A 12,422-nucleotide genomic window follows, 5' to 3' on the forward strand; every position below is an offset into this window, starting at 1 on the left:
GGACGAGCCCAGGAGTGACGAATGGAGGGAGCGAGATCAGGGCGGCGGAGGCGCGTCCAACGGCGGCAGCGGCGGCGGAGACTTTCCGGCTCCCCGCCCTTCCCGCGCTGCGCCGCCCGGTCCCTTGCGGGCCAACAACTCGGCCAGGGCCGCTCGGTCCCGGACGTCCAGTTTTTCGAGCATGGCGATGGTCCCGCCCTCGAGGCGGGCGCGGGCGCGCAGCTCGGCCGTGCGGGATTGCTCCAGCAGAGCCCGGACACGCTCCGGATCCATCTGCGGCTGTTGGGCCGCTTCGACCGCCTGACGCCGCGCCTCTCGCGCCGCCTCGAAATCCGGGCGGGCCGACAGGGCGACAGCGCGCATCGAGGTGCGAACCTCCCGGCGGGCCTCAGGGCTGAGGCGGCTGATGAGTTGGGGGAAACCGCCTTCGCGGCCGGGGCGGCGTTGTTCGGCGACCCGTTCATCCACCTTGGCGCGGCTGATCAGAAAGGCCGTCCCTGCGCCCAGGGCGAACAGGTTCAGCGCCACCGACGCCGCCAGGGCGATCTTCAGGGTGCGACCGCTCATCCCAGAACCTCCGTGTCGTCCACCGCGACCAGGGTGGATTGATACAGGACCGCATCGGCCCGTTCATTGGCCGTGACATGGGTGGTCAGGCCCACGCCCGCGACAACCCCGGCGCAGGCCGCAGCCGCCCAGCCGGCGCCGAGATAGAGGGCGATCCGGTCCAGATGAAAGCGACGAGCCTTGGTCTTCGGGGCGGCGGCCAGAATACGCGCCGCCAGATCGGCCGAGGGCGTCGGGGCGGGCGAGGCGTCCAGCAGGGCGTCCAGAGCCGCCGCCTGGTTCAGCACAGCCCGTAGCGAGGGATCGGCCGCGATCAGGCTCTCGGCGAAGGCGCGTTCGGACGCGGGCCACCGACGCAGGTCGGCGCCGTAAGCCTCCGCCAGGGCGTGCAACCGTTCCGCCTTCATCGTCCGTCTCCTTCACTCGCCCCTGGGGCTATATCCGCCAGGGCCAGACGCAGTGCGCGGCGTCCGCGCGACAATAAACTCTCCAGCGCCTCGACGCTGATCTCCATCAGGGCGGCCGCCTCGATATTGGACAGCTCCTGATAATGGCACAGGACCAGCGCCTCGCGCTGGCGATCCGGCAGGCGTTTCAGCGCCGCATCGACCCGCACGCCCGTCTCGGCCGCCAGCAGACCCCGATCCGGCGCCGGGCCTTCGTCGGGACGGTCGGGCGGCGTGTCCGTAGGGATCTCGCGCCGCCGCCGCAGCCGGTCGTAGCAGAGGTTCAGCGCCACCCGGTGCAGCCAGGTGTCGAACCGGGCCTTGCCGGGGGTCCATTTCGGCGCCTGACGCCAGGCCTTCAGCATCGTCTCCTGGGCCACGTCCTCGGCCTCGGCCGCATCGCCCAGCATCCGTTGGGCCAGGGCCAGGATGCGCGGCAGTTTGCGCGCGACAAGCGTCTGCGCGGCCGCCGGGTCGCCCTGACCCACGCGGCGCACCAGATCCTCGTCGGGGTCGACGATCGCGACCAAACCCGCCTCTTCCGCTGCTGACGAAAGGGACCGATTCGCAAGCGAAGGCCGACCCCGACACTGTTCTTACTCCGAAGCTGGGGGCGGGGAAGCCGGTTCTTGGCCCGGACCTTGATGGCGGCGGTGATCGGGACGCTCGCCGCGACGGGCCGGCATGGCGGCGCGACGTTCCTCGGCGGTGACGACGCCGTTCTTGTCAGTGTCCATCTTGTCGAAGCGCTCGCCCAGCTTGGCGGCGACTTCGGCGATCGCCACCGGGCCGGGTTCGCGACCACCGGGACCGCCAGGACCTTCAGGACCTTCAGGACCGCCGGGACCGCGCATCGCATGGCGAGGGCCGCCGCGGCCCGGGCCAGGTTCACGACGGGACCCACGGTCGTCGCCGTCGGCTCGCTCGGGACGGTCAGCCCGATCGGGACGGCCGGCGTCGAACTCGGCGCGGCTGATGGCGCCGTCGCTGTTCGCGTCCAGCTTGGCGAAGCGTTCATTGGCTCGCTCGGCGCGCTTGGCCTGCATGGCGGCCTCACGCTCGGCGACGCTGACCGTGCCGTCGCGGTTGGCGTCCAGGGCGGTCAGGCGGGCGACGCGCGCATCGACGAAGGCGGCGCGGGTCAGGTCGGCGGTGCGATCCGGAGCGTCCTCAAAAGGACCGTCCATGTCATTCGGCGGCGGGGGCGCATCAGCCGGCGGCGGCGGCGGCGGAGGCGGAGCCTCGGCTGTGGCGGCCCCGGCGACGGCGCCCATGGCCGCAGCCAAGGCGACGGCGCTGAGGCTGTTCAGAAAGATCTTTCTCATCTCGATATCTCCATGAGGCCGCTTTTCGCGGCCTTCGACATGCCCTGTCAGGAGATTGAACGCGGCCCCGACTAATCTCCGTCGCGGGCCTCTTCGCGACCGGCGGGGACCGCCCGTTCGAAGGCCTTGCGCGCCCGCGCCCGCAGTTCGGTCAGTTCGGTCTTCAGCGCCGCAAAGTCCTGCGCCCCCGCCGCCTCGGCCAGCCGCAGCTGGAAGACCCCCGGCTCGGCCTCGGGATCGACCCGGCCTTCGAAGGCGGCGGCCAGCAGATGGGCCAGCCGCTGCTGAACCCGCCAGGCCTCGGCCAGGACGGGGTCGTCGTGCAGAGCCTCCAGCGTAGACAGGGTCAGGGGCTCGCCCGCCACGGCGGCCTGGAGCTGGCGGTACTGGGCCGCGAACTCGGCGTCCACCTGGCCGCCGGGCGAGAGCTTCAGATCCCAGAAGCCGTGCGGGCGGCGTTCGCGGTCCATCAGGGCGCGCATCTTGCGGATATCGGCGGGGACATCGACGCCGGGACGGGGGCGGCGCAGCGCCGCCTCGATCGCCGCCGAGACCCGGTCGCCGAAGACGGGATCGCTGGCCCAGACCACGCGGGCGCGGGTCAGGACCATGAACTCCCAGGTCTCGGCCTCGCCGGCGTAATAGTCGTCGAAGGCGGACAGCCGCACCGAGACCGGCCCCTTGGACCCGGTGGGGCGCAGCCGCATGTCCACCTCGTACAGGCCGCCCTCGGCCGTATGGGCCGACAGGGCGGCGATCAGCCGCTGGGTGAAGCGGGCGTAGAAGACGTCGGCGGTCCAGCCCTTGATTTCGGACACCGTCTCGGGCGGGGCGTCGTACAGGATCATCAGGTCCAGGTCGGACCCGGCCGTCATCTCGCGCGACCCGGCCTTGCCCAGGGCCACCACCGCCACCGCGCCGGGGAAGGCGCCGCCCAGCCGTTCGGTCTCGGCCAGGGCGGCCGGGGACAGGGTGCGCATGGCGGCGTCGGCCAGGGCGGCGTAGGCGCGGCCGGCCGCTTCGGGTCCCGCCCGACCGGTCAGGGCGTGGATGCCGATGCGGAACATCTGTTCGCGGTGCAGGCGGCGCACGGCGTTCATCGCCCCTTCGAAATCTTCCGTCTCATCCGCTTCGCGCAGCATCTGTTCGGTCAGGCCGGTCTCGTCCGACAGGTCGGCCAGGAAGCGGGCGTCCAGCACCCCGTCCAGGGCCGCCGGCTGACGCCCCAGGGTCCGGGCCAGACGCGGCGCGAAGGCCATGACGCCCAGCACCATCTCGAACAGTTTCGGCTGGTTCAGGAACAGGGCCTGGACCTGAACCCCCGCCGCCAGACCGGAGAAGAAGACAGCGAACCGGCGGAAGGCGTCGTCGGGCGCGCCGGACCGGGCCAGGGCTTCCAGCAGGCGTGGCGCCAGCCGCGTGAACAGTTCGCGCCCGCGCTCGGTCCGGGTCGCGGGGATGCGGCCGTGGTGCCAGCTGCGGATGGTGTCGGCGACCGACGGCGCCTCGGAAAACCCCATGCGGCGCAGGGTCTCAAGCGTCTCGGGGTCGTTTTCGACCCCGGTGAAGACCAGGCTGCCATAGCTGGAATCCAGCTCTTCTCCGCCTTCGAACAGTTCACCGTAGCGGGTGTTGACCCGGACCAGCAGGGCCTCGACATGGGCATCGAAGGCGGCCAGGTCGGTCCAGCCGGCCAGGGCCGCGACGGCGGCGCGGGCCTGGTCGTCCTCGGGCAGGCGGTGGGTCTGCTCGTCGTCCAGCATCTGGACCCGGTGCTCCAGGCCGCGCAGTTCGACATAGGCGGCGGACATCTCCTGAGCGACGGCGACGGGGATGTGGTCGGCCTGGGCCAGGGCCGTCAGGGCGTCCAGGGTCCGCGTCGCGCGCAGGTCGGGGTCGCGGCCGGCCAGGATCAGCTGCTGGGTCTGGGCGTAGAATTCGATCTCGCGGATGCCGCCCCGACCCAGTTTCAGATTGGCGCCCGCGGCCTGCAGCCCCTCGCCGGTCTTGTGGACGTGGATCTGGCGTTTGATGGCCTGGATGTCGAGGACAGCGGCGTAGTCGAGGCTGCGGCGCCAGACGAAGGGCCGCAGGGCCTTGACGAACCGGGCGGCGGCGCGCTGGTCGCCCAGCACCGGCCGCGCCTTGATGAAGGCCGCCCGCTCCCAGTTCTGGCCGACGCTCTCGTAATAGGCCAGGGCCATCGGTCCCGCGACCACGGGCGGGGTCGAGGACGGGTCGGGCCGCAGCCGCAGATCGACGCGGAAGACATAGCCGTCGGCCGTCCGTTCGGTCAGCAGGGTCGCGATCCCCTTGCCGACCCGATTGGCGAAGTCCTGCATCTCCTCGCCTTCGCGCAGGGCCAGGCCCATCAGGCGCGGCTCGAAGAAGAGCGAGATGTCGATGTCGGACGAATAGTTCAGCTCGTTCGCGCCATGTTTGCCCATGGCCAGGCCGAACAGGCCGGGGATCGGCCCGCGCGAGTCGTCGGGCGGCGAGATCAGCCGGCCCCGCGCGCGTTGTTCGATGGCGACGGCGCGCAGGGCGGCGCGGCAGGCGGCGTCGGCGAAGCTGGACAGCGCGCCCGTCACCTGATCCAGATCCCAGACCCCGCCCAGATCGGCTAGGGCCGTCAGCAGGTGCAGATCGGCCTTCAGCACCCGCAGCGGGGCGCGGACATCATCGGGTTCGGCGTCCAGAGCGTCGGTGTCGGCGAGGATGCGGATCAGGCCCGAGGTGGGATTGGTCTCCAGCAACCGACGCAGATGGGCGGGGCGGCGACGCATCAGGCCGGCGAGATAGGGCGAGGCGCCGGCCACAGGCGCCAGGGCGGGCCAGGCGGCGTCGAGGGTGTCGCGCCAGCCGTCGGCCTCGGCGGCCTCGGTCAGGGTCTCCAGCAGGCGTTCGGCAGCGGCGGGGTTGGCGACGGGGCCTGCGGCCTTGATCCGCTGGCCCAGCGGGATCGTCGCGGAGGTTTCAGTATCGGCCATCAATTTATCCGCTCATCCCGGCGAAAGCCGGGACCCAGTGCTTTCGCTCGGCACTGCGTTGGACCACGATCCTGACACACGCCACAAGTCCGACCGCCCAAAGAACTGGGTCCCGGCTTTCGCCGGGATGAGCGGAAATATCTAATTCTGGCTCGCCGGGGGCAGCACCAGCGCCACCCGCAGGCCCGGTCCGAAGCCGTCATAGGCGCCGGGGCCTTCGTCCAGCACCACCCGGCCGCCGTGGGCCTCGGCCACCGCCGTGACCAGCGACAGGCCCAAGCCGGAGCCCGGCTCGGTGCGGCTGTTGTCCAGGCGCACGAAGCGCTGGACCACGCGCTCGCGGTCCTCTTCCGGCACGCCGGGGCCGGTGTCGGTGACCGAATATTCGATCTCGCCCGACGACCGCCGCCGCGCCCGCAGCTTCACCGCCCCGCCGGCCGGGGTGTATTTGATGGCGTTGTCGATCAGATTGGCCAGGGCCTGGGCCAGGAAGGGCTGGTTGCCCTCGATCATCAGGCCGGTCTCGACCTCGGACGAGAAGTCGATGGACTTGTCCTCGGCCGCCGGTTCGTAAAGCTCGGCCATGTCGGCGGCCAGTTCGGCGGCGTCCATGAGCTTGGGGTCCGGCGCGCCCCCGGCTTGCAGACGGGCGATGGCCAGGACGGTGTTGAAGGTCTTCAGCAGATGGTCGGCCTCGTCCAGGGCGATGCCCAGGGCGTCGACCCCGTCAATCTTGCCCGCCTCGGCGTCGATCAGGGCCACCTCCAGCTTGGCCCGCATCCGCGTCAGCGGCGAGCGCAGGTCGTGGGCGATGGCGTCACCGGCGTGGCGGATCGAGGCCATCGATCCCTCCAGCCGGTCCAGCATGGTGTTCAGCCCCTGGCCCAGCTCGTCCAGCTCGTCGCCGGTGTGGCGGATGACAGCGCGTTGCTTCAGATCGCCGTCCTGCACCGCCTGGACGACACGGTTCAGCCCGCCCATGGCGCTTTCGACCCGGCGGCTGATATAGAGGCCGCCCGCCAGCCCCAGCAACATGACCAAGCCCATGGCGCCCCACAGGGCCTGGGTCAGGCGCGACAGATATTCCTCGATCCCACCGATATCCTCGCCGACGAGCAGGGTGTCGCCGCCTGCCAGCGGCATGATCACCCCGATGGAGCGGCGAGTTTGCACGCGACCGTCGGGATCGGTGCTGGTCAGACGGAAGGTGCTCCACTCCCCCCGCCCGACTTGCGGCGCCTCTTCCAGATCGAAGGGCATGACGGACAGGTTGCCGGTGACGATCTTCCCGTCCGGCCCGGTCAGCAGATACAGATAGGGACCGCCCCGGATGGTCCGTTCGACCAGGGCCTGGTTCAGGGCGTCGATCCCGCGCGTGCGGTGGACGGCGATCAGGGCCTCAAGCTCGGTCTCCACATCCGTCCGCGCCCGCGCCTGGGCCTCCGACGCCGAGGCGAAATAGACATAGGCCAGGATCGCCCCCGCCGCCGCCACGAACAGGGCCAGGAACAGCAGCGTCAGCCGGAAGGGCGTGCGGCGAAGGAGGGAGGGAAGGCGCATCAGGGGATAGCGGGCGGCTGTCGGCGGCGGGGGTTAGTGAGGAGTGCAAGTGAGCAAGGGGTGAGCGAGGCCGCGACCTTCATCGACATCGCAGCTCACTTCTTGCTCACTCGCACTCTTCACCCCCTCGCCACCGACGTCTACGCCTCCAACCGATAGCCCGCGCCGCGCACGGTCTGGAGCATGGCCTTGTCGAAGCCCTTGTCGATCTTGGAGCGCAGGCGGCTGATGTGGACGTCGATGACGTTGGTCTGGGGGTCGAAATGATATTCCCACACCTTCTCCAGCAGCATGGTGCGGGTCACCGACTGGCCGGCGTGGCGCATCAGGAATTCCAGCAGCTGGAACTCGCGGGGTTGGAGGTCGATCTCGGTCTCGCCCCGGTGAACCGTGCGGGCGATCAGGTTCATCTCCAGGTCGCCGACCTTCAGCACGGTCTGCACCCCGCCGGTCTCGCGACGGCGCGACAGGGCCTCGACCCGGGCGATCAGTTCGGCGAAGGCGTAGGGCTTGACCAGATAGTCGTCGGCGCCGGCCTTCAGGCCCGTGACCCGGTCCTCGACCTCGCCCAGGGCCGACAGGAACAGGACCGGGGTCTGGTCCCCGCCCTTGCGGACGGTCTCGACCATGCCGACGCCGTCCAGGCGCGGCATCATCCGGTCGACCACATAGACGTCGTAGCCGCCCTTCTGGGTCTCCAGCAGGCCGAACGCCCCGTCCACGGCATGGGTCACGTCATGCCCCGCTTCGGACAGCCCTCGCACCATGGCCGTCGCCGCCTCGGCGTCGTCCTCGACCACCAAAATCCGCATGGAACCCCTCCCGGAATCAAAATCGCCGCCGATGGTAGCGCATCGGCGGCGATTCAGTGAGTTACGGCTTAGTCAGCTTTCTTAAGCTCCAGGACATAGGGCACATTCCCCGCGCCCCGCGCCCAAATCAGCAGATAGGCGCCCGGCCGGCCCGAAGCCCTGACCGCGTTGACGGCGTTCCGGAACTCCTCGACCGTTCGGACCGGGGTGTTCTGGACCTGCTGGATCACCACGCCCTGCGACAGCCGCGGATCAACGCCGTTGGCGACGCCAGTGATCGCCAACCCCTCCACGGAGGCGGGTGCGCCAAGACGCTGACGCAGCGCCGGCGTCAGCGGCGCGACGGTAAGGCCTTCAACCGTCGCCGAGGCGCCGGGCGTCGTGCTGGGCGCGTCGCCGCCGCTGCTGCTTCCATCCTGGCTGTTCAGTTCGGTCTCCGACGGACGCTTGGTGGACCGGGCCGTGATGGTTTGACGGCGACCGTCGCGCAGCACTTCCATCCGCAGGGTGTCGCCCGGCTTGGCGGAACCGACCATACGCGTCAGCTTGGTCGAGGTGTCGATCGTCTCGCCGTTGAGGGACACAATCAGATCGCTGAACCGCAGACCGGCGCGATCCGCCGGGCCGTCCGGCGTTACGTTGGACACCAGAGCGCCCTTCTGATTTTCCGGCAGGCCCAGGGCCGCCAGTTCCTCGGCGGTCGGGGTGCTGATCTGGACGCCCAAATAGCCACGCTCGATCGTTTCGCCGCGCATCAATTGCGTGGTGATCCGCTTGGCCGTTTCAGCGGGGATGGCGAAGCCGATGCCGACCGATGAGCCCGTGGGCGAAAGGATCGCGGAGTTCACGCCTATGACCCGGCCGTGGACATCGAAGGTCGGACCGCCCGAATTGCCCCGGTTGATGGCGGCATCGATCTGAAGGAAGTCGGTATAGGGACTTTCGCGTCCGCCGATGTCGCGCGCCTTGGCCGAAACAATGCCGGCGGTCGCCGTGCCGCCCAGGCCGAACGGGTTGCCGATGGCGATGACCCAGTCGCCGACGCGCGGATCGGCCGTCTCTTCAAAGCTGACGTATTTGAAGTTGTCGCCATCGACCTTGATCACCGCTAGGTCCGTCGCCTCGTCGCGCCCCACCAGCCGTGCCGGAAGCTCACGGCCGTCCGACATCTTGACCTTGATCTCGGTGGCGTCTGCGACGACGTGGTTGTTGGTGACGATGAAACCGTCCTGCGAGATGAAGAAGCCGGAACCGGCGCCCTGGGTCGTCTGGGGCTCGGCGTCCTCGCCTTCGCCGCCCCGGCCCTGGGGCGGAACGAATTGGAACGGCAGGCCGGGGATCTGGAAGGAACCCTGGGGCTGATCGACCTTGACCGTCACATCGATCTGAACGACGGCGGGGGCGACCTGTTCGAAGATGTTGGCGAAACTGTTGGGCGCGCCGGGCGGGGGCGAGAAGCTGTCGCCGTTGGCCGGGACGGGGGTGATCCGATTCACAGCCTGGGGGTCGGCATGGGCGCCGGGCCAGTTGATGACCCCGCCCGCAGTCGCCGCCGCCGCGAGGGTCAGGCCGGCCGCGGCCCCGAGAATGAACTCTTTACGCTTCAGCATCGTGGTCCTTGCGATCCTTTGTCGGGGCGAAACCGCCTCGTCTTCGCGATTGATATAGGCCGAACGGCCCTGACGCCAATTCCGGCGTTCGATGGATGATCTCGACTAGCGCCCGTCGTGAGGCGAGGTTGCGTCCAGATCGCGGCGAAGCTTCTCATTTCGGAGAACTTCGTCCAGCCGCCGTTCCTCGTCCGGCGAAAGCGGCGCGGCCTCAGGCGTCGGGCGGCGTGCGCGCAGCGCCAGGACCAGCGCGGCCAGCGCAACCAGTCCGAAGGGGCCGAACCACAGCAGCCAGGTCCCGGCTCTTACCGGCGGGGTGAACAGCACATAGTCGCCGAACCGCCGCACCAGGTCGTCGCGCACCGCCTGGTCGGAGGCGCCGGACGCGATTTCCTCGCGGATCAGGCGGCGCATGTCGCCGGCGACGCCCGCCGGACTGTCGGCGATGGCCTCGTGCTGGCAGACGACGCAGCGGACGTCCTTGAACAGGGCCTGGGCGCGGGCCTCCTGGGCCGGGTCGCTCAGCGGTCGGTCGGGCGCTGCCGGGGGCTCGGCCGCCGTGAGCATGATCGCCAGGACGGGCGCGGCGAGCAGGATCGACAGCCGCCTCACGCCGTCTTCCTTCGACGCGGCCCGACGCCGAGACGCAGCCGGCGGTCCAGCAGGGACAAAAGCCCCCCGAACGCCATGATCATCGGCCCGAGGAAGATCAGCCGCGCCCACGGGTTCCAGTACAGGCGCACCACCCAGGCCGGTTGTTCGGGCGTTCCCGCCCGCTCGCCCATCACCACATAGACGTCGTCCGGCCCCCGGAAATCCAGGCCCACCTCGGTCGTCGTCTGCCCCCCGGCGGGGAAGAAGCGGCGCTCGGCCGTCACCGTCTTCGCCCGGCCCCGGTCGTCGGACGGCCGCACGGTCAGCCGGCCCTGTTCCGCCAGATAGTTCGGGCCCTCAACCACGCGAACCTGATCCAGGGTCACGGTCCAGGGACCGGCGGAGACGCTCTGACCCAGGGAAAGGGCGCGCGCGGCCTCAGCCTTGAAGCCGGTCTCAACCACCGCCCCCAGGATGAAGACGCCCAGGCCCAGGTGGGCCAGGCTCATGCCCCAGGCGCCCAGGGGCAAACCTTTCAGGCGACGCAGGGTCTCGGCGCCCGAGGCGCGGAACAGGCGCGCCCGTTCGGCGACCTCGGCCAGCGAACCCAGGATCAGCCAGGCGCCCAGGCCGATCCCGGCGGCGGCCAGCGCCTTCCTGGGCTCCCACAGGGCGTAGGCGGTCAGGGCCGAAACCAGGGCCAGCCCCGCCGCGACGGTCAGCCTTTGCATGGCTCCGGTCAGGTCGCCGCGTTTCCACGCCAGCAAGGGACCAGCCGGCAGGATGATGAAGGCGACCGTCATCAGCGGAACGAAGGTGGCGGCGAAATAGGGCGGGCCGACCGAGATGGTCGCGCCGGACGCGGCCTCCAGGATCAACGGATAGAGGGTGCCCAGCAAGACGGTCGCCGCCGCCGCCGTCAGGAACAGATTGTTCAGCACCAGCGCGCCCTCGCGGCTTACGGGGGCGAACAGGCCGCCGCCCTTCAGCTGGGGCGCGCGCCAGGCGAACAGGGCGAAGGCGGCGCCGGCCGTGAGGCCCAGGATGGCCAGCAGCATCAGGCCGCGCTGGGGATCGACGGCGAAGGCGTGAACGCTGGTCAGCACCCCCGACCGCACCAGGAAGGCGCCCAGCATGGAGAAGCTGAAGGCCAGCAGGGCCAGGAAGACGGTCCACCCCGCGAGCGCCCCGCGCCGTTCGGTCACCACCGCGCTGTGCAGCAGGGCCGCGCCCGCCAGCCAGGGCATGAAACTGGCGTTCTCAACCGGATCCCAGAACCACCAGCCGCCCCAGCCCAGCTCATAATAGGCCCAGAAAGAGCCCAGGGTGATGCCTACGGTCAGAAAGGCCCAGCTGGCCAGGGCCCAGGGCCGCACCCACCGGCCCCAGGCGGGCCAGAAGGCGGTCTGGGCCCGTCCCTCGATAAGGGCGGCGACCGCCAGGGAGAAGCAGACGGAGAAACCGACATAGCCCGCGTAGAGCAGCGGCGGATGGACGGCCAGGGCCGGATCCTGCAACAGCGGATTCAGCGACGCCCCCTGCAAGGGCGCCGGGTTCAGGCGGGTGAAGGGGCTGGAGGTGAAGACGGCGAAAGCCAGGAACAGCGAGCCCAGCGCCCCTTGCGTCGCCACGGCCGAGGCCTTCAGCCCGAACGGCAGGCCGCGGGCTCGAGCCAAGGCTCCGCCGAAGACCGTCAGGACCAGGCACCACAGCAGCAGCGACCCCTCGTGACTGCCCCAGGCGCCGGCGACCTTGTACAGCATCGGCTTGTCGGTGTGGCTGTTGGCCGCGACGTTGGAGACCGAGAAGTCGGAGACGACGAAGGCGTAGATCAGGGCCGCGAAACTGAGAGCCACCGCGCCCGCCGCCGCCAAGGCCGCGCCTTGCGCCGCGCCGGCCAGCACGGGACTGCGCCGGGCCCGTCCCGCCGCCGACAAGGCCGTCTGCAGGATCGACAGGGCCAGAGCCAGAGAGAGGGCGAAGGCCCCGAGTTCAGCAATCACAGGGGCTTGGTCCCTTGTGTCTCCGGCCGCCACTCGCCCTTGGCCTTGATCCGATCGGCGACCTCGCGCGGCATATAGTTTTCGTCGTGCTTGGCCAGGACCTGGCTGGCGTGGAAAACCCGGTCGGCGCCGAACGATCCCTGGGCCACAATCCCCTGGCCTTCGCGGAACAGGTCGGGCAGGTCGCCGTGATACTGAACCTGGGTCGCAGCGATATTGTCGGTGACGGTGAAGACGACCAGGCCGTCGCCGGATTTCTGCACGCTGCCGGTCTCGACCAGGCCGCCCAGACGAATGTCGCGGCCCTCCGGCGCCTTGTCGGCGGTGGCCTCGGACGGGGAATAGAAGAAGGTCACGCTGTCCTGCATGGCCCACAGCGACAGGCCGACCGCCAGGGCCAGGATCGGGGCCACGGCCGCGACGACCCACAGGCGACGACGCGCCTTCGGCGATTTCGGCAGCCAGCTCATGGGTTTGCGGTCCCGCTCCCCGACGGAATTTTCTTTCCGTCTATA

Annotated in this window: 11 protein-coding genes; all 11 read right to left on the reverse strand. The window is 70.0% G+C overall.

The window, feature by feature from the left end:
• Positions 1 to 36: 36 nt before the first annotated feature.
• Positions 37 to 567 carry a periplasmic heavy metal sensor gene (locus ACW17X_RS09075; protein ID WP_492096849.1) on the reverse strand — a complete coding sequence of 177 codons (531 nt, stop codon included), beginning with the start codon at positions 565 to 567 and terminating at the stop codon, positions 37 to 39.
• Entirely contained in the window at positions 564 to 974 is a 411-nt protein-coding gene (locus ACW17X_RS09080) for a hypothetical protein (protein ID WP_492096850.1), read from the reverse strand. Before ACW17X_RS09080 ends, ACW17X_RS09075 begins: the two co-directional genes overlap by 4 nt.
• Entirely contained in the window at positions 971 to 1,543 is a 573-nt protein-coding gene (locus ACW17X_RS09085; protein ID WP_492026442.1) for an RNA polymerase sigma factor, read from the reverse strand. Before ACW17X_RS09085 ends, ACW17X_RS09080 begins: the two co-directional genes overlap by 4 nt.
• A gap of 66 nt (positions 1,544 to 1,609) precedes the next feature.
• Positions 1,610 to 2,338, reverse strand: coding sequence for an EF-hand domain-containing protein (locus ACW17X_RS09090; RefSeq protein WP_492096851.1), 729 nt, complete (start codon positions 2,336 to 2,338; stop codon positions 1,610 to 1,612).
• Between the two features lie 71 nt (positions 2,339 to 2,409).
• Positions 2,410 to 5,328, reverse strand: a complete 2,919-nt coding sequence (locus tag ACW17X_RS09095) for a bifunctional [glutamine synthetase] adenylyltransferase/[glutamine synthetase]-adenylyl-L-tyrosine phosphorylase (protein WP_492096852.1) — start codon at positions 5,326 to 5,328, stop codon at positions 2,410 to 2,412.
• A gap of 141 nt (positions 5,329 to 5,469) precedes the next feature.
• Positions 5,470 to 6,888 (reverse strand): sensor histidine kinase, encoded by a 1,419-nt coding sequence (locus ACW17X_RS09100; RefSeq protein WP_492096853.1) that lies wholly within the window; start codon positions 6,886 to 6,888, stop codon positions 5,470 to 5,472.
• A 140-nt stretch (positions 6,889 to 7,028) separates the two neighbouring features.
• Positions 7,029 to 7,700 carry a response regulator transcription factor gene (locus ACW17X_RS09105; protein ID WP_492088006.1) on the reverse strand — a complete coding sequence of 224 codons (672 nt, stop codon included), beginning with the start codon at positions 7,698 to 7,700 and terminating at the stop codon, positions 7,029 to 7,031.
• Positions 7,701 to 7,768: 68 nt separating this feature from the next.
• Positions 7,769 to 9,310, reverse strand: a complete 1,542-nt coding sequence (locus tag ACW17X_RS09110; RefSeq protein ID WP_492096854.1) for a Do family serine endopeptidase — start codon at positions 9,308 to 9,310, stop codon at positions 7,769 to 7,771.
• 105 nt (positions 9,311 to 9,415) lie between these two features.
• The gene (locus tag ACW17X_RS09115; protein WP_492096855.1) at positions 9,416 to 9,922 is read right to left on the reverse strand and encodes a cytochrome c-type biogenesis protein; all 507 of its coding nucleotides are present in this window, start codon (positions 9,920 to 9,922) and stop codon (positions 9,416 to 9,418) included.
• Positions 9,919 to 11,907, reverse strand: a complete 1,989-nt coding sequence (locus ACW17X_RS09120; RefSeq protein WP_492096856.1) for a heme lyase CcmF/NrfE family subunit — start codon at positions 11,905 to 11,907, stop codon at positions 9,919 to 9,921. The genes ACW17X_RS09115 and ACW17X_RS09120 overlap by 4 nt, the downstream gene beginning before the upstream one ends.
• Positions 11,904 to 12,377 (reverse strand): cytochrome c maturation protein CcmE, encoded by a 474-nt coding sequence (gene ccmE / locus ACW17X_RS09125; RefSeq protein WP_492096857.1) that lies wholly within the window; start codon positions 12,375 to 12,377, stop codon positions 11,904 to 11,906. The genes ACW17X_RS09120 and ccmE overlap by 4 nt, the downstream gene beginning before the upstream one ends.
• Positions 12,378 to 12,422 lie beyond the last annotated feature (45 nt).

The organism is Brevundimonas sp. FV1ye4L, assembly GCF_058681255.1.